This window comes from Motilimonas sp. E26 (assembly GCF_021278025.1).
Lineage (GTDB): Bacteria > Pseudomonadota > Gammaproteobacteria > Enterobacterales > CBDFNC01 > Motilimonas.
The window spans coordinates 65,341-84,564 of the sequence record NZ_JAIBHJ010000006.1 but is presented as its reverse complement, the minus strand read 5'-3'; the positions used below and the strand labels follow the sequence as shown (position 1 = coordinate 84,564).

Here is a 19,224-nt window from a genome sequence, read left to right as displayed (position 1 = left end):
AGAAACAAAAAAGAGCAGAGAATGCTCCCTGCTCTATCCATTCAATCCAACTAAATTAGATTTTTTGGAATACTAACGTTGCGTTAGTGCCACCAAATCCAAAGCTATTTGACATCACTGTTTTCAGCTCTGCTGATTCAGCAACATTTTTAACAATTGGCAAGCCTTCCGCTTTTTCATCTGCTTGGTCGATGTTAATGCTTGGCGCAATAAAGTTGTTTTCAACCATTAGCAGGCTGTAAATGGCTTCATGCACACCTGCTGCACCAAGAGCATGACCCGTCATTGACTTGGTTGCACTGATTTTTGGTGCCTTATCGCCAAACACTTCTTTAATAGCTTCAAGCTCACGAACGTCGCCAACGGGTGTAGAAGTGCCGTGCGTATTAAGGTAATCAATGTCACCTTTAACCGTCGCCATGGCTTGCTTCATACAACGTACCGCACCTTCACCTGAAGGAGCCACCATGTCGTAGCCATCAGATGTTGCGCCATAACCGACAATTTCAGCGTAAATTTTTGCGCCACGTGCAACTGCGTGCTCGTATTCTTCGACCACAACCATACCGCCGCCGCCAGAGATAACAAAACCATCACGATTAGCGTCATAAGTACGAGACGCTTTTTCAGGTGTTTCATTGTACTTTGTTGACAATGCACCCATGGCATCAAATTCCATCGCCAATGTCCAGTGTAGCTCTTCAGCACCACCAGCAAAAACGATGTCTTGTTTGCCAAGTTGGATCTGCTCTAGCGCGTTGCCAATACAGTGTGCACTGGTTGCACAGGCCGAACTAATTGAATAGTTAATGCCTTTAATTTTAAAAGGCGTTGCCAAACAAGCCGATGTAGTACTAGCCATCGTTCTTGGTACCATATAAGGACCAACGCGTTTTACGCCTTTTTCACGTAATATATCTGCTGCTGCCACTTGGTTTTCAGACGAGCCGCCACCTGAACCAACCACTAAGCCCGTACGCTCATTTGATACGTCTTCATCGGACAGCTGTGCATCAGCAATTGCTTGCTCCATTGCTAAGTAAGCAAAACCGGCTGCATCACCCATAAAACGCATAACTTTGCGGTCGATGTGATCTTTTGGTTGCACATTCAATGCACCCCAAACTTGGCTACGTAACTTGTATTCTGCAAATTGCTCAGAAAAACGGATACCGGACTTGCCCTGTTGTAGTGACGTTAGTACTTCCTCTTTATTGTTACCAATACTGGAAATAACACCGATACCTGTGATGACTGCTCTTCTCATTTATAGACCCTGTGGTTCTCACGTTGCCGACTATTATATCATTTTGTTTATGACAACTGGTCGGCTTTCGACAATTTAAGGTAAAATCGGCAACATCATGCCATAAAATAGTGAAATTTTCCTTGTTAAATCAAAAACTCGAGCACGCAAATCTCAACTGGAACGACAATGGCACCCCGACATCGGAACAATTTGATGATATTTACTTCTCAAATATCAATGGATTAGATGAAACTAAACATGTTTTTCTCAGTGCTAACAAACTGCCAAATAGATGGCATAATTTTGCTCAAGATCACTTTGTCATCGCGGAAACAGGCTTCGGTACCGGCCTAAACTTTTTAACTGCTTGGCAGTGCTTCAACGAGTTTAAAGTCTGTAACCCCGATTCAGGGCCCAGCAGGCTGTATTTTACCAGTTTTGAAAAGTACCCTTTAACCCATGCAGACTTAGCTCAAGCTTTAAGTCAATGGCCTGAACTGGCTGAATTAGCGAAACAATTGCTCCAGCACTACCCTAGCGCCACGCCTGGTTGCCATCGACTGAATTTACAACATGGCGAGATAGTATTGGATTTATGGTTTGGCGACATACACGATTCCTTACCAAAAATTTATTGCCCACTGGGCGGCTTAGTGGATTGTTGGTTCTTAGATGGCTTTGCGCCTAGTAAAAACCCGGATATGTGGTCGCAAGAGTTATTTAACGCCATGGCTAAACTAGTAAAACCCGGTGCCACTGTTGCAACTTTCACGGCAGCAGGATTTGTCCGCCGCGGTTTAATAGAAGCAGGCTTTACCATGTCAAAAGTAAAAGGGTTTGGCAGAAAACGAGAAATGCTAGCTGGGGAAATTGAATATCATCGCGCCGAAGAGCCTTCTCATCCTTTTCAGCGCAGAGACCCCCCCCAATGCACAAGCAATAAAGCAACAATAATCGGAGGGGGGATCGCATCAGCAGCAACGGCTCTCGCGTTGGTCAATAAAGGCTGGCAAGTTGAGCTATTTTGTAAAGATGCAACACTCGCACAAGATGCCTCGGGCAACCGACAAGGAGCCCTCTACCCACTGCTGAGTCCTAACAATGTCAATAACAGCGAGCTTTTTGCTCATGCCTTTGAATTTAGCTGTCAAACCCTTAGACAACTCGCTCACCACCCTATTCGTCATGATTTTTGCGGTGTTGTTGAGGTGGATTACAATGAAAAATCTGGGAAAAAAATTCAACGAATTATCGATACACAATACCCTACAACTTTAGTGAAAGCGCTGAGTGCAGAAGAAATGTGCAAGACAGTTGGCTTAGACATTGGTGCCAGAGGACTGCTTTACCCCAATGGCGCTTGGCTTAGTCCAAGTGACTTAACCAACGCATTGATCAAAGAAGCACAAGATCGCGGTCAACTAACCCTTCACCATAACGCAGAGGTTAAGGAGATTGAGCAAAACCAATTAAGCTGGCAATTTTCCTGTAACGATCAAACCCATCAGGCGGATCTGCTCATCATTGCCAGTGGTGCGAATCAGCTAAACTTTGCACCGCTAAAGCAACTGCCTATTTATCCTGTGCGCGGGCAAGTGAGTCATGTACCGAATACAGAGCAGACTAGCAATCTGAGCACGGTTTTATGCTACCAAGGTTACCTGACCCCAGCACATGATGGTATGCATTGCATTGGTGCTAGCTACGGACGAAATGATAACTCTCGCGCCTTTAGCTTGGAAGAGCACGAAGAAAATCACACTAAGATAATCTCGTCTCTTGATAAGGTAAACTGGCCGGAGTCATTAGACTTTTCTGGTCAAAATGCGCGTGTCGGAGTGCGCTGTGGCACCCGCGATAACTTACCTTTTGTTGGCGGCGTACCTATCTTTGAAGCGTTTTCGCAGTTTAACCCCGAGTCATCAAGCAGTGCCTGCTACCCTAACCTTTATATGCTGGGCGCATTAGGCTCAAGAGGCTTGTGTACCGCTCCGTTAATGGCTGAAATACTGGCCAGTGAGCTAAGTGGTGAGCCATTGCCAGTGAGCCAAGCTATTCTAGCGTTATTACATCCGAATCGGTATTGGCTTAGAAGCCTGAAAAAAGGCAGGCCGCTATAAGCGGCCTGCGTAACAATATGCTTATCAGAATGAGCCGTTATTTGAAAGACAGCTTCATTCTTTGATCATAAGTATCACTTTCTGCTTTTGCTTGGGCCAAAAATTGATAGCCAGCTTTGTCTATTTGTTGCTGCAATTGAGCGCATCCCTTATTAACCGGAGATGACTTGATGTAATCAATAAGCTTGTCGGCAGCCTTCAGTACGATATCTTTGTGACCACTCTCATGGTCTAACAAGCCACCTAAATAGGTTTGCCAGTGCGCCTGCGATTGCTCTGATTGAGAATCAACATTCAACCAACGTGGCACCACAATATCAATTTCGATATCCACTGCACCATCGCCAACACGACATTGCGCCCCATTTTTTTCAAAGTTGAGTTGCCAGTTCATACTATAACTGGCTTTACCTGCCGCCTTGTTGCCAGCTTGTCCAGCAGGACCAACAATACGAATTTTTTGGAATAATTCATACATGCTCTTAGCTTCAAGATCATAGAACTTAAAGTTGACGTTCACATTTGGCGTCAGCATGTCGAGTTTACTAGAAGCTTGCCATTGTGTGGCAGCATGAGCACTGTTTAAACCTAAGCTAATTGCACAGCAAAACAGAGAGAGTAAAGATAAGTATTTCATTTTTAGTTATAATATTCCCTGTGATCGAGTCACAAATGAAATTGAGCAGCCCAATAAAAATCTGCTCCAAGCTATCACTTGCATTCTAATTGAGCAAGTTTGATGATGATTGTTTTTGCTTTTTTACTGATGTTTCTCACAAAAAGCAGACTCTTTTACATTTTTCTTAATAAGAATAATGCAATCTAACTACAACTTATCTAATCCTATCAACTGATAGAAAGAATCATCAGCCCCCCTTTATGCCACAAACATCAACGAAAAATGCCACAAAAAACAATATATATGGTCCGCTTACGTGGCAATAACCCATTTATTGCCATAAGATGAAATAAAGCAATTTTAGGAATTTCACATGTCATTACCCGTTCTTATTTGTGATGATTCGGCACTGGCCCGTAAGCAGATGGCTCGCAGCCTTCCTGATAATTGGAATGTTGAGATTACCTTTGCCACCCACGGTGGTGAAGGCTTAGAAGCAATTAAAAAGGGCCTAGGCAGTGTTGTATTTTTAGATTTAAACATGCCTGTTATGGATGGCTACGAAGTATTAGAGGCTGTTTGCAAACAAGACTTAAATGCCATGGTAATTGTTGTTTCAGGTGATATTCAGCCTGAAGCCCGTGAAAAAGTGATGGGCTTTGGCGCATTAGATTTTATTAAGAAGCCGGTAAGCAAAGAAAAAATAGCTGATATTTTAAAACAATATGGCGTTATCAATGAAGCGGACTTACTCCCTGATCTTGCCCCACCCGCCGCACCGGAGCCAAGTGTTGTGGAAGCTGAATTAGCCGAAGATGACATAACCGCTTACGCGGGGCCAAAGATTGAACTTTCTAATGATGCTCGTGACGCCTACCAAGAAGTCGCAAACGTCGCGATGGGCCAAGCGGCCGATTTACTCGCAAGACTACTTAACGTATTTGTACTATTACCTATCCCAACGGTAAACCTACTCGAAGTTAGTGAATTAACCATGGCTCTCGAGGCGGCTGAGTCGACCGATACTATCTCTGCCGTTTGCCAAGGCTATATTGGTGCTGGTATTGCCGGTGAGGCACTGATTTTATTTCATGACTCCAGCTTTAAAGACATGGCAGGCTTAATGAACTTTAAAGGCGAGCTTAACGAGCAAGCCGAAGTAGAAGTGATGATGGATATCGCCAATATTTTGATCGGTGCTTTCTTAAAAGGATTTGCAGAACAATTAGATATGTCATTTAGCCAAGGACACCCCGTAGTACTCGGTCAACATTGTCAGATTTCAGAGTTAGTGAATGAAAACCAAGCCCGATGGAAGCAAACCTTAGCTATTGAGATAAACTATGTGATTGAAAATCATAACATTCATTGTGACTTATTGATGCTATTTACCGAAGATTCCATCACAACCCTAAATAATAAACTCACTTACTTGTTGAATTAAATTATGCAAAATAGCGCTTTTGATTTAAAAGAATTTCATTGGATGGTCGAGATGGTACAAACCATCGATGTTGGCCTTGTGGTCCTTGATCGTGAGCATAAAGTACAAGCTTGGAATGGTTTTATGGAAAACCACAGTGGCAAAGGTGGTAGCCAAGTACAAAACCAAGTGATGTTTGATTTGTTTGATGAAATTCCCAAAGAGTGGCTCACTCAAAAAATTGAATCCGTCTTTTTATTAAAAAACCGCGCGTTTACCACCTGGGAGCAGCGCCCATATATTTTTCGTTTTAAAAATTATCGTCCCATAACCGGCACCGCTGAGTTCATGTACCAAAATATGACCATCATTCCATTGATGAGCTTAACCGGTGAAGTGACTCATGTGAGCTTGATTATTTACGACGTCACCGACAGCGCAGTTAACAAACTACAACTAAAAGATCTGAATAACCAACTGAAAGAACTAAGTCGCATTGATGCCCTAACCCAGCTTTTTAATCGTGGTTATTGGGAAGAGCAATTCAAACATGAGTTTCTACGTTATAAGCGTACCCAAGCCAACGCTTGTTTAATTATGTTTGACATAGACCATTTCAAACGTGTCAACGACACTTATGGTCATCAAGCTGGTGATAAAGTAATCCAAGCTGTTAGTGCCGCCCTCAAGCAAAATTTAAGAGAAACTGACATAGCGGGTCGATATGGCGGCGAAGAATTTGCCGTGTTATTAATTGATACCCCAGCCGAAAAAGCCCTATTTTTTGCGGAGCGTTTACGTAAAAGCATTGAAGCTCTTCACGTTTATCATGAAGAACATGATATTTGCTTCACCATCAGTTTAGGTGTGGCGCAAACTCACGAGGATATGGCCGATGAGAGTGTTTGGCTTAAAGAGTCTGACGCAGCGCTGTACAAGGCAAAAGAATCAGGCCGTAACAAAACCTGCACTGCCGCCTTGCCGAAAAAAACGAATGACGATAAAGAAACGTAAACAGCAATAGTACTGTCTATGGCTGTGATAAAAACGCCCACATTTCTTGCACCAAAACTTGATCGGGTGGGGTCAGCTCTTTAGCCGTAAAAGCTTGCGCTAAACCTGATTCAACTTGTTTCTTAAAATCTTGTTCTGACAGTGTATTTTTCTGTTCACACTGGGCTAACGCTAAGCTCAAGTGCCCCGATAGATAGCCAGACGCAAACAGCTCATCACTGGTGCCCGCATCTAAAATAGCTGCCGCTTTTTGTTCTATTTGTTCATATAGGGAGTACATTAAATTTACCTTAAATACATGCCGCGATAGTCAAATGACCCTCGCTGTAATGGAGCAACGCCATAAAATTCACCTAAGGCGTTAATTAAAAGCTGAGCTCTTGCCGGAAAACCTTGTTCGAGATAGATTAATACTTGGTCGTACACTCTATGCTGAAAACCTAACCGGTCAATTTCAATGCCAGACAGGTTGTCACAACTGACCGAAAAATCAAACCCGCAGCTAACCGCCAGAGCCCATTCAACTGCTTGGGGCTTAATTTCTACCTGCTCAAAGGCAGCTTGTTGCTGCTCGTTTCGTCCATCTGGCTCATACCAATAACCAAAATCAACCAACAAACGGCGTTTTTTACCCGCGATGCACCAATGGGAGAGCTCATGCAACGCACTAGCAAAAAAACCATGTGCAAAAATAATGCGGTGATGCGCATGCTTTTCATCTGCCGGCAAATAGATAGGCTCTCCCTCGCCCGCCACTAACTGAGTATTCTCATGTACGAGAAAGCACTGTTCAAATATGGCAATTAAATCTTGATAATGGTGCAACCAAACCTCGAAACGCTATCTAACTGACTTAGACGCGCATTCTACCTATTCCCCTACCAAGGAACAAACATCTGTGAATTTTTGCCACCTGATAAGCTTTTTTAGCCCAGCATTAGCCTTTTTCTTTAAACACTTGGCGTTTTTAGCTAAGGTGATGACAGCTATCATTCATAATTAAACATTTGCTCAAAAAAGCAGTTTCAAACGATTAGGAAATAGGCCAGATGCCATTGAAAACTGACGAGTTACGTACAGAAAAACAAGACTTTTTAATTACCCCTGCCGAGTTAACCGAAATCAGACCCGTCAGTGACGCGGCGGCTGGTGTCGTCACCAGAGCAAGACGAGAAGTAGAAGCCATCATATCCGGTGAAGACAAGCGTTTACTTGTCGTGGTTGGCCCTTGCTCCATTCACGACCCAGCAGCAGGCATTGAATACGCTAAACGCCTCGTCAAACTAAAAGACGAGTTGAGTGATGATTTATGCATTGTGATGCGCACCTACTTTGAAAAACCTCGCACCATTGTTGGCTGGAAAGGCTTAATAAATGATCCGGATCTGGACGGTAGCTACAACGTGAATAAAGGGATAGCCCTTGCACGTAACCTGTTGCTTGATATTAACGAACTGGGCCTTGCCACTGCCACTGAGTTTTTAGACATGGTAACAGGGCAATATCTAGCCGATTTAATCACTTGGGGCGCAATAGGTGCACGTACCACGGAAAGCCAAATTCACCGTGAGATGGCATCTGCTCTTTCTTGCCCTGTTGGCTTTAAAAACGGCACCGATGGTAATTTACAAATCGCAATGGATGCCGTTCGCGCCGCTAAAGCGCGTCACATTTTTTACTCGCCGGACAAAAATGGTCGCATGACTATTTATAAAACAGCAGGTAACCCATATGGCCACATCATTCTACGCGGCGGCAAAACACCGAACTACAGTCAAAAACATGTGACAGCATCAGCAGAACAGCTGAGCGATGTTGGTCTTACTCCGCGCATCATTGTTGACTTCAGCCACGGCAACAGCTTAAAGCAATATAAAAAGCAATGGGATGTAGCTGAAGACATCATGACGCAAATGCGCAGTGGCAGCAAAGCCATTGCCGGCGTCATGATTGAGAGCTTCTTAGAAGAAGGTAATCAAGCGGTCGAAGATGGTAAAGAGCTCGTGTTTGGTAAAAGTATTACCGATGCTTGTATCAATTGGTCAGACACAGAAAAAATGCTACACGAACTGGCTAAAGCAAGCCGCGATAGCCGCAAATAATCACCACCTGTTAACCAATGCAACTAAAATAAGTTGTATTGGTTTACAAGGAGCAGGGTGTCAGCGTTAATAATGCCCTTGCTCCTAATTCAACATTCGCGTTGGGAAACAAAATTAATTCTCGCTCTGCTTGCACATGATACTCAGCCCCCGCCTCTTGCGCTAATAAGGTACCTTGCTGATAGGGGGTAAAGTTGTCTACCTCTGCTGAAAAATTAAAACTAAAGTCTGCTTGAGTTTTGACTATCTGTTGCGCTATTTGGTAAATAATCAACGCATCTTTCGCTATCGTTTCATCTTCGTCCTCAACATGAGCTAAAAGCCGAATTAAATAACACACGAGCTTCTGGTGATCGCTCATCTTATTTTCATGCCATGGCAACGCTTTACCTAACTCTAATGTAGCGGCTTGAGCTTTAAATTGTTGAAATGATGCATAACTGAAGGTATTGGTTGCTAGCTGACTCAATACCGCGGCCTGGATCCCGGCATGCTGGAGCTCATCTATGTGACTCAATAAACTCAATTCGTGGGTGACGATAGGCACAATAGCAAAGGTATTATAAACCGAACCCCGAATAGCACAGTGGCAATCCCAATGCAGCTTGTCAGTGTCTTGATGAATGGTATAAAACCGTTCCACACAACGCTCTAATAAATCAGCTCTGGCCGCCTCTTTACAGGGTTCAATACTACGATGTGCGCCGCAAAATAAACGGTTTAGATTAGTATCAAGGTAGCGCACCCCAAGCTCAATCGCATCCGGATTCCCCAAAATAAACAAACATGGATTAACAACCTCTAATTCACCCAAGAATACCCGTTTAATCAGTTGATTTATGATAATGATAGGCGCCGTTTCATCGCCATGAATGCCAGCGGAAAGAATCAGGCTACGGGGGCCATTGCCATCAAGATACAATACTCCCGGCGCCCAACATTCGACTCGAATACCACTGGTATTAGACGCTAAAAATTCTGCTGCCTCACATCGACCTAAGGTGTAATCAATGAAGTCCATCATCACTCCAACTAAGCTTACTTAACTGAAGTATAGACAAAAAAGGGAAGCCAATAGGCTTCCCTCTATAACTTCTTCTAGCCAAAAAACTAACTTAGTGGGCAAGCTTTCAAGTGCCAAATGTTATCAACATAATCTTGAATAGAGCGGTCAGAGTTAAACTTGCCCATGCATGCGGAGTTAATGATCGCCATTTCTGCCCACTTTGCTGTATCACGATATGCGAGATCAATACGACCATGGGCATCGCAATAACCTTGATAATCAGCCAAACAAAGGTACTGATCGCCCCACTCTAACAGACTGCGCTTAATATCAGATAGCGCACCTGGATGGCCTGGCGTAAAGTAATCACTGTCTAACCAGTCCAGCACAGCTTTTAGCTCTGCATTACCATAGTAGTAATCGTAAGGGTTATAACCTTGTTTTTTAAGCGCTTCGACTTGATCTACATTCAAACCAAAAATAAAGATATTGTCGTCACCTACTTCTTCGGCTATTTCAATATTGGCACCATCAAGGGTACCAATTGTTAATGCGCCGTTAAGAGCAAGTTTCATATTACCGGTGCCCGATGCCTCTAGACCCGCAGTTGAAATTTGCTCAGATACATCTGCCGCAGGGATAAGCTTCTCGGCCAATGACACACGGTAATTTGGCATAAAGACCACTTTTAGCTTGTCTTGGATCCGCGGGTCATTATTTATTTTATCTGCAACTTTATTAATGGCATAAATGATTTGCTTAGCCATGTGATAGCCCGGCGCAGCCTTAGCACCAAAGATAAATACACGAGGCACCATGTCTAATTCAGGATTAGCCAATAAACGGCGGTACAAGGTTAAAATATGCAGCAGATTAAGTTGCTGTCTTTTATACTCGTGTAGACGTTTAATTTGGATATCAAAGATCGCATCAGCGCTGACATCAATACCAGTCAACGTTTTAATTTCTGTAACCAGTTTCTGTTTATTGTCATGCTTAATGGCCATGAACGCTTGTTGGAATTTTTTATCCTTAGCTTTTGGCAATGCATCTTTTAACAAATTTAACTGGGTTGGCCAGCCTGTGCCTACGGTTTCGTCATACAATGCCGATAGCTCAGGGTTGGCGGCTTTTAACCAACGACGTGGTGTTACACCATTAGTTACATTAACAATTTTCTCTGGGTATAGTTCATTGAACTCAGGGAATAAGTCTTTTTTCACTAAACGAGTATGTATCGCTGCAACACCGTTTACTTTATATGATGAAACCACGCTTAAGTAAGCCATGCGCACCATGCGGCCGCCATCTTCTTTAATGATCGACAACTTGCGCTTCATCTCATCATTTCCTGGCCATTTCGCTTCTACTTCTGTTTCTAAGAAACGGCGGTTAATTTCGTAGATAATTTCAAGATGGCGCGGCAGTACTCGTTCAAATAGGCTCACAGACCAATTTTCTAGGGCTTCAGGTAGTAATGTGTGATTAGTGTAGGCAAACGTATGACGGCACACATCCCAAGCTTTAGCCCAAGTGACACCTTCTTCATCAATTAAAATGCGCATCAACTCAGGCACAGAAATAGCAGGGTGAGTATCATTAAGCTGGATTGCTACTTTGTCGGCAAACACATCCCAATTATTGTCATTGGTACGTTTAAAGCGGCGAAGAATATCTTTAACTGAACAAGCGCAGAAGAAATACTGCTGAATTAAGCGCAACTCTTTACCCTGCTCGGTTGAGTCATTCGGATAAAGCACCTTAGACACGGTTTCCGCTTGCGCTTTTTCTGATTGCGAATCGACATAACCTCCCGCGTTGAAGACATCCCAATCAAAGGCTTCACCGGGTTTACTTTCCCATAGACGTAGCACGTTAACTAATTTCGCACCGTAGCCAACAATGGGAATATCCCAAGGCACCCCTTTTAATTTTCGACCGGCATGCCACACTTTACGCATGCTACCATCGTCTTCAAATACACTTTCGACATAACCGTATAAAGGCACTTCTTGCACTGACTCAGGGCGGCAAATTTCCCACGGGTTACCGTATTCACGCCAGCTATCAGGGCGCTCAATTTGGTGACCATCTTTGAATTCTTGACGGAACAAGCCATGTTCATAGTGAATACCGTAACCGATAGCCGGGTAACCTAAGGTTGCTAACGAATCGATGTAACAGGCTGCAAGGCGCCCTAACCCCCCGTTGCCTAATGCCATATCAGGCTCTTCTTCACATACTTGGTAGATATCTTTACCTAAGGCTTTGAGGGCTTGCTCTGCTTCACCAAATAATTCGAGATTATGTAAATTATTTGACAGTAGACGGCCCATTAAGAATTCAAGAGATAAATAGTTAACCGCACGAGTATCTTGCTTAGAGTGTGACGCTTGGGTATCGGTTAACTTTTCAAAAACGAGTTCATTAATTGCGGCACAGGTCGCATTCCACCAAGCCTTGTCATTAGCTTTATCTTCATGAGTACCTAAAGTAGAGCGAAGATGGTGAACGATGCGTTGTTGTAGGTTATCTGCACTGAGATCAAAGGGTTTGGTCTGCTTTTTTGTCGCCGCCATTATGGATTCCTTTACAAAAGAGAGGTTTAAACATCACAGCTATAAGACGGTTAAACGTGAATAAGTTTGGTAATTAAAAGTAAACCATTCATTGTTGATTTACCAGTAAATAAGACGACAGCATGACAAACATTTGTTTCACTTCAATGATATATAGAAATTTAATTATCAAAAAGGGAGCCGAAGCTCCCTTTATTAATCACACCTAATGAAGTTTACAGCCCGGCTTTTGTAAATGCCGCCGAGACAATTTGTTGAGCCTCATGTTGGATACTCTTTAAGTGCTCTTCATTTAAAAAAGATTCCGCGTAAATCTTATAAATATTTTCGGTGCCGGATGGACGCGCGGCAAACCAACCATTTTCAGTAACCACCTTTAAGCCGCCAATCGCTGCATTATTGCCTGGCGCATTGGTTAGCTTAGCGAGAATAGGCTCACCTGCTAGTGTGCTGGCTTCAACCATCTCAGGGCTAAGTTTACTAAGAACCGCTTTTTGTTCTGGTGAGGCTGGTGCATCTAAGCGTTGATACAAAGGCGCACCAAATTCAGCGGCAAGCGCTTGATAATGCACGCCAGGGTCTTTTTTGGTGACCGCAATAATCTCTGCCGCTAATAGCGCTAAAATAATGCCGTCTTTGTCAGTGCTCCAAACACCGCCGTCTTTGCGTAAAAACGACGCACCAGCACTTTCTTCACCACCAAAACCAAATTCGCTATTAAATAAACCATCAACAAACCATTTAAAGCCCACTGGCACTTCACACAATGGTTTATCCAGTTTTTCTGCTACGCGATCTATCATCGAGCTAGACACTAGCGTTTTACCGATTTTTGCACTGGCAGGCCATTGAGGACGATGGCCAAATAAGTATTGGATCGCAACAGCAAGATAATGATTTGGGTTCATCAGGCCAACAGAAGGGGCAACAATACCGTGACGGTCATAATCTGGGTCATTGGCAACCGCAATATCAAACTGGTCTTTTAGTTTGATCAGACTCGCCATGGCGTAAGGTGATGAACAATCCATGCGGATCTTGCCATCTTTGTCTAAGGTCATAAACGAGAAAGTAGGATCAACTTTATCGTTAACCACGGTAATATCTAAACCATAATGTTTCGCGATAGCGGGCCAAAATGCCACGCCAGAGCCGCCTAACGTATCGACGCCAATTTTTACGCCCGCTGCAGCAATGGCCTTCATATCCAGCACATTTTCAAGATCCGCCACATAAGGAGCGACATAATCATAGTGCTCAGCTTTGGCCAGTGCGGTTTGATAATCCATACGTTTAACGGCGGTTAAACCTTGCGCTAAAATTTCATTAGCTCGGTCTTGAATAATTTTCGTGACATCGCCATCGGCAGGGCCACCATTTGGCGGATTATATTTAAACCCGCCATCACGCGGTGGATTATGTGATGGCGTAATCACGATACCATCAGCAAAGGGATTATCACCACTACGGTTAAAGCTCAAAATGGCGTGAGAAATAACCGGTGTTGGGGTATAGCCTAAACCCGCTTGCACCACAACATTAACCCCATTGGCAACTAACACTTCAATCGCACTAGCAAACGCTGGCTCTGATAAAGCGTGGGTGTCCTTACCTAAAAATAACGGACCTTGATAGCCTTGCTGCTGACGATATTCTGCAATCGCTTGGCTAATAGCCAAAATATGATCTTCATTGAATGCACTGTCAAATGAACAACCACGGTGACCAGAAGTGCCAAAAGCGACTTGCTGTTCACGTACCTCTACGTTTGGCTTATTAGTATAATAAGCCGAAACTAAAGTAGGAATATCCGTTAAATCTTGTTGCTCGGCAGGTAAACCTGCACGTGGGTGAAGTGACATAATTATCCTTAAAGTTTGATATCAGATTTTTTCACATGCTTTTTCTATCACATGATGGGCATACCCCATACTTGCCATCAACTGCGCGATAATAATACGTTTTCTACCTGTATTAGCATTGGTGATCACCCAAAATGGTGTATCAGGGATCGCTCTTGGCTTACAGGTTTTCCCCCCTTCTTCAAGGGCCTCTTGCGAGGTAGCTAAATACAAGCGCTTGCGACCACGGGTGGTCTCGCTAGCACTGGCAAATAATGCTTGGTTATGTTTATACATTTGCGACAACATCAGCAAAAAGCGCTCTACTGAATGTTCAACATTGGCTAACATGGCGCTGTCTAAAAAAGACTGCAAGCTAGCGGAGTCAGGCGTCTCTTGTTGTGTTACCGACGGTTCAGCCTTAACAAGTACTTTTTTAACCGTTTGTTTTGTTGCAAGGGGTTCACTGCATTTTACTGCTTCTGTCGTCCCTTGATCCGTTAGCGGGGGTAACGATAGTAAACGACGTAAAATTTGTGAAGCGCTTTCACCTATATCTTTTGTTTGAGCAGCAATATATTGATACAACTCATCATCAAGCTCTATTTTTTTCATTTCTTACAGGTATTTCCGACAAAACATGGGGGGATTATACCCAGACTCAGGCTGACACTCCAAGACTTTGCGCTGATCTATCAGTACACTTGCTCAGTATGTATTCAAGCTGGGCCGAGGTGAGTTCCAAGAATGTTAAAGGCGAGTTTGAAACGCTCTGGTTATCGCGACTGATTCTCTTTATGCTAAGCACCTGAGATGTCTAAGCCAGTGGCAGAGATAATTGATACTATATTGCATCAAAATGACAACACAGTTAATGAAAGAGTAACCCATGCAACTTAATTACAAAATAAATGGTCAGGGAGAGTCCGTCTTTCTTATCCATGGCTTATTTGGTAGCTTGTCTAACTTTGGCTTGTTGCACCAAGTACTGAGCCATCATTACCGAGTCATTTCGATAGACGTTCGCAATCATGGCGAATCGCCGCACCACCCAAGTATGGCCTACGAAGAAATGGCCGATGATGTGCTGAAGTTAGCGAAACTACTCGACATTAAAACCTTCTCACTGGTAGGCCATTCAATGGGCGGTAAAATTGCCATGATGGTAGCTCTGAAAGCACCAGAAAAAGTGCATAAATTAGTGGTAGCCGATATGTCACCCGTCAACTACGAGCCTCGTCACCAAGGCGTGTTTGCCGGCTTACAAGCCGTTGCTGAAAGTGAGGTAAAAACCCGTGGCCAAGCGCAACAATATTTAGCCAAACACGTTGAAGAGGTTGGTGTACAACAGTTTTTGCTTAAGTCTTTATACCACCATAAAGATAAAATGATTTGGCGCTATAACTTAGCCGCCTTAGTCGAGGGCTACTCAGACATCATTGCGTGGCCTGATACCGACCAGAAATTCAATGGACCAACCCTGTTTATAAAGGGGCAGTTGTCCGACTACATTATTGACGACTATTGGCCACACGGGCGGCGCCATTTTCCCAATGCAAAAATAAAAATGATCATGGGCACTGGGCATTGGTTGCATGCTGAAAAGCCAGCCATTTTTAATAAATTAGTAAACGATTTTTTACACGCAACAAGTTAGCGAATGGGCATCAGTTATGGTATATTCCCGCGGTTTAGATACCCAAGCAACCCTCGCTGCGCATAGGCCTTGACGTTACTTGGGTCTAATTGAGCCTAACTGATCTTAAATTAAGTGTCTTATGTTAAGTGAATATGTTGAAGAAATAGAAACTTTAGGCCTTTATGGCTTTTACATCATGATTTTCCTACTTATTGGGCTTTCAATTAATGATGTATTAAAGCGCAGTAATGTGCCTAAATTTGGCCGTACAATTGTATGGATGGTATTGTTTTTAGGCTGTGCGGGATTTGTATCCAAAGGCATTATTGAAGTTTTTTGGGAGTCTAACGGGCTAGGTTAAGCAGTAAGAAACATGGCAAAAGAGCTAACTGATAGAACGACGATAGACCTTTTCTCTGAGGATAAACGGCCAGGTAGGCCGAAAACGAATCCGCTATCGCGCGAACAACAACTTAAAATTAACAAACGCAATCAAATCAAACGCGATAAAGCGAAAGGTTTGAGACGAGTAGAATTAAAGGTGGAGCAACAGTTGTTTGAACAGCTAAACGATTTGGCATTGCAGCAAAACATTAGCCGCAGTGAACTCATTGTTTATATTTTAGAACAACAGCTCACACCACAATAGTAATCTTAAACAACAGGTAATTTCGATATGGCAAGTGTAGGGATATTTTTTGGAAGCGACACAGGAAATACTGAAGCCGTCGCAAAAATGATCCAAAAGCAACTTGGTAAAAAGCTAGTTGAAGTGAAAGACATCGCTAAAAGTAGCCAAGCTGAAATCGATGAATTCAGCTTACTTTTGTTTGGTATCCCAACTTGGTACTACGGCGAAGCGCAATGTGACTGGGACGACTTCTTTCCCGAGCTAGAAGAAATTGATTTTAGTGAAAAATTGGTCGCTATCTTCGGTTGTGGTGACCAAGAAGACTATGCTGAATACTTCTTAGATGCGATGGGTACCCTACGCGATATCATCGAAGCAAAAGGAGCAACCATTGTCGGCCACTGGTCTACCGAAGGTTATGAATTTGAAGCCTCTAAAGCACTCGTAGACGATCAACATTTCATCGGGCTAGGTATCGATGAAGACCGTCAACCAGAGCTAACTGCAGAGCGTGTTGAAACTTGGGTGAAACAAATCTACGACGAAATGTGCTTAGCAGAGTTAGAAGATTAATTCTCTGAGTAGATATGAGCCTCGCGTGCCCGCGGTGTCATATTATAAATACAATTGAATGCTATTTTTGTTAAGGTGGACCTTGCCCACTTTAACAAAAGCATTGTAAGCTAAATATATTCGTATCGGAATAACTCCGATTTCACGCAAAATATCAGGACAATATCCCTACCATGGCCGATAACAATAAAGCACTCAAACAGGCAGGTTTAAAAGTCACCCTGCCTCGGCTCAAGATTCTTGAGCTTTTAAGACAGCCTGATAGCCAGCACATCAGCGCAGAAGATCTCTACAAAAAACTTATCGAACTCGGTGAAGAAATTGGTTTAGCGACCGTTTATCGTGTCCTTAACCAGTTTGATGACGCAGGCATTGTCACGCGTCACCATTTTGAAGGCGGCAAATCGGTATTTGAACTATCGACAATAGAGCACCACGACCACCTTGTATGTTTAGACTGTGGCGAAGTGATTGAGTTTACTGATCAAATGATTGAAGATCGCCAAGAAAAAATTGCAGCCGAGAACGGTATTGAGCTCACTAACCACAGCTTATACCTTTATGGCCGCTCAGTTGATGGTAAATGTAACCACTAAGTTACGTCAACAATACGACACCTAAGTCAAAGATGTCGGTAGTCAACTAATAAAAAAGCCGCAATAGCGGCTTTTTTAGTAGGGTCTGTTTATTGCCTCAAGATCAGCCTTCCACTTTGCCCCAAGTATCACGTAAGGTAACAGTGCGGTTAAATACAAGTTTACCTTCGCTGGTATCCACATCATCTAAGCAAAAGTAACCCTCGCGTTCAAACTGATACGCTTTTAGAGGCTCAGCATTGGCTAATGACAACTCTGCAAAGCCTTGTTTAACCACTAAAGAATCAGGGTTTAACACCTCGTGAATATCTTCAGCACTCCCCGGGTTGGCAACAGTAAACAAACGGTCATATAAACGAATTTCCGCAGGCACGTTTTGCGCCGCGCTCACCCAATGGATCACACCTTTTACCTTGCGACCATCAGCAGGGTTTTTGCCCAAGGTATCAGTATCATAGCTACAACGTAGCTCAACTATTTCACCTTGCTCATCTTTAATCACTTGTTCAGCTTTGATCACATAAGCATTACGTAAACGCACTTCTTTGCCTAACACCAAACGCTTGTACTTTTTATTGGCTTCTTCACGGAAGTCATCACGATCAATATAAATTTCACGACTAAAAGGTAACTCACGAGTTCCCATGGTTTCATCTTTTGGATGATTAGCCGCATTGATCATTTCAACCTGATCTTCAGGGTAGTTTTCAATCACAATTTTAAGTGGATCAATTACCGCCATTGCACGTGGAGCATTCACTTCAAGATCTTCACGAATACACGCTTCTAACATCGCCATTTCAACAGTGTTTTCTTGCTTGGTAACACCAATGCGCTGACAAAAATCAACAATAGAAGCAGGTGTATAGCCACGACGGCGAATACCAGCAATAGTAGGCATACGCGGGTCATTCCAACCACTGACAATCTTTTCTGTCACTAAAGCATTTAGCTTACGCTTCGACGTTAACGTACTTTCTAGGTTTAAACGTGAAAATTCAATTTGCTGTGGATGACATGGGATGGTGATATTATCCAATACCCAGTCATATAGCGGACGGTGGTCTTCAAACTCAAGAGTACACAGGCTATGGGTAATACCTTCGAGCGCATCCGAGATACAATGAGTAAAGTCGTACATGGGATAAATGCACCACTTGTCACCGGTTTGATGGTGATGAGCGAAACGAATACGATAGATCACCGGATCGCGCATTTTCATGTTAGGCGATGCCATGTCAATCTTGGCACGCAACATCATTTCGCCTTCTTTAAACTCACCCGCACGCATGCGCTGGAATAAATCTAAGTTTTCTTCAATTGGGCGATCGCGGTAAGGACTATTTTTACCAGGCTCAATCAGAGTACCGCGGTATTGGCGTGTTTCTTCAGCATTTAACTGACATACATAGGCTTTGCCTGCTTCAATTAGCTCAACCGCAAATTGGTACAATTGGTCAAAGTAGTTGGACGCGTAATTAATATCACCGTGCCAGTTAAACCCTAACCATTGCACGTCACGCTTAATTGCTTCAACGTAGTCAATGTCTTCTTTTTCTGGATTGGTATCGTCAAAGCGCAAGTTACATAGCGCATTATCGTAATCACGAGCAATACCGAAGTTTAAACAAATCGATTTCGCGTGACCTATATGTAAGTAACCGTTTGGCTCAGGTGGAAAACGGGTATGTACGCGTCCACCGTGCTTACCGTTTTTAATATCTTCATCAATGATTTGACGAATGAAATTGCTAGGACGAATGTCCGCCTGACTCATCGCATACCTCGAGTAATTAAAATAATACCAATAAAATAGCCGCTAATGATCCCCC

Annotated in this window: 18 protein-coding genes; 9 read left to right on the top strand and 9 right to left on the bottom strand. The window is 43.3% G+C overall.

Features of this window, described 5'->3' with window-relative positions; translation table 11 throughout:
* Positions 1-55: 55 nt before the first annotated feature.
* Positions 56-1,267: a beta-ketoacyl-ACP synthase I gene (gene fabB / locus K1M91_RS07290; RefSeq protein ID WP_232801056.1), complete on the bottom strand. Its 1,212-nt coding sequence runs from the start codon at positions 1,265-1,267 to the stop codon at positions 56-58.
* A gap of 122 nt (positions 1,268-1,389) precedes the next feature.
* Between fabB and mnmC the strand changes: the two genes are divergently transcribed.
* Positions 1,390-3,369: a bifunctional tRNA (5-methylaminomethyl-2-thiouridine)(34)-methyltransferase MnmD/FAD-dependent 5-carboxymethylaminomethyl-2-thiouridine(34) oxidoreductase MnmC gene (mnmC, locus tag K1M91_RS07285; protein ID WP_232801054.1), complete on the top strand. Its 1,980-nt coding sequence runs from the start codon at positions 1,390-1,392 to the stop codon at positions 3,367-3,369.
* Positions 3,370-3,406: 37 nt separating this feature from the next.
* Here the strand turns inward: mnmC and K1M91_RS07280 are convergent, their stop codons facing one another.
* Entirely contained in the window at positions 3,407-4,006 is a 600-nt protein-coding gene (locus K1M91_RS07280; RefSeq protein WP_232801052.1) for a DUF922 domain-containing protein, read from the bottom strand.
* A 355-nt stretch (positions 4,007-4,361) separates the two neighbouring features.
* On the opposite strand from K1M91_RS07280, the gene K1M91_RS07275 reads away from it, so the two are divergent.
* Together K1M91_RS07275 and K1M91_RS07270 are read left to right on the top strand one after the other, a co-directional pair.
* Entirely contained in the window at positions 4,362-5,432 is a 1,071-nt protein-coding gene (locus K1M91_RS07275; RefSeq protein ID WP_232801050.1) for a response regulator, read from the top strand.
* A 3-nt stretch (positions 5,433-5,435) separates the two neighbouring features.
* The gene (locus K1M91_RS07270) at positions 5,436-6,425 is read left to right on the top strand and encodes a diguanylate cyclase (RefSeq protein WP_232801048.1); all 990 of its coding nucleotides are present in this window, start codon (positions 5,436-5,438) and stop codon (positions 6,423-6,425) included.
* A 16-nt stretch (positions 6,426-6,441) separates the two neighbouring features.
* Here the strand turns inward: K1M91_RS07270 and K1M91_RS07265 are convergent, their stop codons facing one another.
* Together K1M91_RS07265 and K1M91_RS07260 are read right to left on the bottom strand one after the other, a co-directional pair.
* The gene (locus K1M91_RS07265) at positions 6,442-6,705 is read right to left on the bottom strand and encodes a YfcL family protein (protein WP_232801046.1); all 264 of its coding nucleotides are present in this window, start codon (positions 6,703-6,705) and stop codon (positions 6,442-6,444) included.
* A gap of 5 nt (positions 6,706-6,710) precedes the next feature.
* A complete protein-coding gene (locus tag K1M91_RS07260) occupies positions 6,711-7,250 on the bottom strand; it encodes an elongation factor P hydroxylase (RefSeq protein WP_232801044.1) in 540 nt (179 codons plus the stop codon).
* Positions 7,251-7,474: 224 nt separating this feature from the next.
* On the opposite strand from K1M91_RS07260, the gene K1M91_RS07255 reads away from it, so the two are divergent.
* Complete coding sequence (locus K1M91_RS07255) at positions 7,475-8,527, top strand: 3-deoxy-7-phosphoheptulonate synthase (protein ID WP_232801043.1); 1,053 nt, start codon at positions 7,475-7,477, stop codon at positions 8,525-8,527.
* A 43-nt stretch (positions 8,528-8,570) separates the two neighbouring features.
* Here the strand turns inward: K1M91_RS07255 and K1M91_RS07250 are convergent, their stop codons facing one another.
* From K1M91_RS07250 to seqA, 4 genes are all read right to left on the bottom strand, one after another.
* Complete coding sequence (locus K1M91_RS07250) at positions 8,571-9,551, bottom strand: succinylglutamate desuccinylase (protein ID WP_232801042.1); 981 nt, start codon at positions 9,549-9,551, stop codon at positions 8,571-8,573.
* An 86-nt stretch (positions 9,552-9,637) separates the two neighbouring features.
* A complete protein-coding gene (locus K1M91_RS07245; protein WP_232801040.1) occupies positions 9,638-12,112 on the bottom strand; it encodes a glycogen/starch/alpha-glucan phosphorylase in 2,475 nt (824 codons plus the stop codon).
* 215 nt (positions 12,113-12,327) lie between these two features.
* A complete protein-coding gene (gene pgm / locus K1M91_RS07240) occupies positions 12,328-13,974 on the bottom strand; it encodes a phosphoglucomutase (alpha-D-glucose-1,6-bisphosphate-dependent) (RefSeq protein WP_232801038.1) in 1,647 nt (548 codons plus the stop codon).
* 21 nt (positions 13,975-13,995) lie between these two features.
* The gene (gene seqA / locus K1M91_RS07235) at positions 13,996-14,568 is read right to left on the bottom strand and encodes a replication initiation negative regulator SeqA (RefSeq protein WP_232801036.1); all 573 of its coding nucleotides are present in this window, start codon (positions 14,566-14,568) and stop codon (positions 13,996-13,998) included.
* A gap of 274 nt (positions 14,569-14,842) precedes the next feature.
* Here seqA and K1M91_RS07230 point away from each other — a divergent pair, with 274 nt between their 5' ends.
* The 5 genes from K1M91_RS07230 (at position 14,843) to fur (ending at position 17,392) form a co-directional block, all read left to right on the top strand.
* Positions 14,843-15,610, top strand: coding sequence for an alpha/beta fold hydrolase (locus K1M91_RS07230; RefSeq protein WP_232801034.1), 768 nt, complete (start codon positions 14,843-14,845; stop codon positions 15,608-15,610).
* Between the two features lie 121 nt (positions 15,611-15,731).
* Positions 15,732-15,953, top strand: a complete 222-nt coding sequence (locus K1M91_RS07225) for a DUF2788 domain-containing protein (RefSeq protein WP_232801032.1) — start codon at positions 15,732-15,734, stop codon at positions 15,951-15,953.
* Positions 15,954-15,965: 12 nt separating this feature from the next.
* Positions 15,966-16,241 (top strand): LexA regulated protein, encoded by a 276-nt coding sequence (gene ybfE / locus K1M91_RS07220; RefSeq protein WP_232801030.1) that lies wholly within the window; start codon positions 15,966-15,968, stop codon positions 16,239-16,241.
* A 27-nt stretch (positions 16,242-16,268) separates the two neighbouring features.
* Positions 16,269-16,796, top strand: a complete 528-nt coding sequence (fldA, locus tag K1M91_RS07215; protein ID WP_232801028.1) for a flavodoxin FldA — start codon at positions 16,269-16,271, stop codon at positions 16,794-16,796.
* 173 nt (positions 16,797-16,969) lie between these two features.
* Positions 16,970-17,392: a ferric iron uptake transcriptional regulator gene (fur, locus tag K1M91_RS07210; RefSeq protein ID WP_232801026.1), complete on the top strand. Its 423-nt coding sequence runs from the start codon at positions 16,970-16,972 to the stop codon at positions 17,390-17,392.
* A gap of 103 nt (positions 17,393-17,495) precedes the next feature.
* Here the strand turns inward: fur and glnS are convergent, their stop codons facing one another.
* Complete coding sequence (glnS, locus tag K1M91_RS07205; RefSeq protein ID WP_232801024.1) at positions 17,496-19,169, bottom strand: glutamine--tRNA ligase; 1,674 nt, start codon at positions 19,167-19,169, stop codon at positions 17,496-17,498.
* Positions 19,170-19,224 lie beyond the last annotated feature (55 nt).

Coding starts and splice junctions, on each gene's coding strand:
- fabB (WP_232801056.1), bottom strand. CDS start 1,267: ATGAGAAGAGCAGTCATCACAGGTATCGGTGTTATTTCCAGTATTGGT.
- K1M91_RS07280 (WP_232801052.1), bottom strand. CDS start 4,006: ATGAAATACTTATCTTTACTCTCTCTGTTTTGCTGTGCAATTAGCTTA.
- K1M91_RS07275 (WP_232801050.1), top strand. CDS start 4,362: ATGTCATTACCCGTTCTTATTTGTGATGATTCGGCACTGGCCCGTAAG.
- K1M91_RS07270 (WP_232801048.1), top strand. CDS start 5,436: ATGCAAAATAGCGCTTTTGATTTAAAAGAATTTCATTGGATGGTCGAG.
- K1M91_RS07265 (WP_232801046.1), bottom strand. CDS start 6,705: ATGTACTCCCTATATGAACAAATAGAACAAAAAGCGGCAGCTATTTTA.
- K1M91_RS07255 (WP_232801043.1), top strand. CDS start 7,475: ATGCCATTGAAAACTGACGAGTTACGTACAGAAAAACAAGACTTTTTA.
- K1M91_RS07250 (WP_232801042.1), bottom strand. CDS start 9,551: ATGATGGACTTCATTGATTACACCTTAGGTCGATGTGAGGCAGCAGAA.
- K1M91_RS07245 (WP_232801040.1), bottom strand. CDS start 12,112: ATGGCGGCGACAAAAAAGCAGACCAAACCCTTTGATCTCAGTGCAGAT.
- pgm (WP_232801038.1), bottom strand. CDS start 13,974: ATGTCACTTCACCCACGTGCAGGTTTACCTGCCGAGCAACAAGATTTA.
- seqA (WP_232801036.1), bottom strand. CDS start 14,568: ATGAAAAAAATAGAGCTTGATGATGAGTTGTATCAATATATTGCTGCT.
- K1M91_RS07230 (WP_232801034.1), top strand. CDS start 14,843: ATGCAACTTAATTACAAAATAAATGGTCAGGGAGAGTCCGTCTTTCTT.
- K1M91_RS07225 (WP_232801032.1), top strand. CDS start 15,732: ATGTTAAGTGAATATGTTGAAGAAATAGAAACTTTAGGCCTTTATGGC.
- ybfE (WP_232801030.1), top strand. CDS start 15,966: ATGGCAAAAGAGCTAACTGATAGAACGACGATAGACCTTTTCTCTGAG.
- fldA (WP_232801028.1), top strand. CDS start 16,269: ATGGCAAGTGTAGGGATATTTTTTGGAAGCGACACAGGAAATACTGAA.
- fur (WP_232801026.1), top strand. CDS start 16,970: ATGGCCGATAACAATAAAGCACTCAAACAGGCAGGTTTAAAAGTCACC.
- glnS (WP_232801024.1), bottom strand. CDS start 19,169: ATGAGTCAGGCGGACATTCGTCCTAGCAATTTCATTCGTCAAATCATT.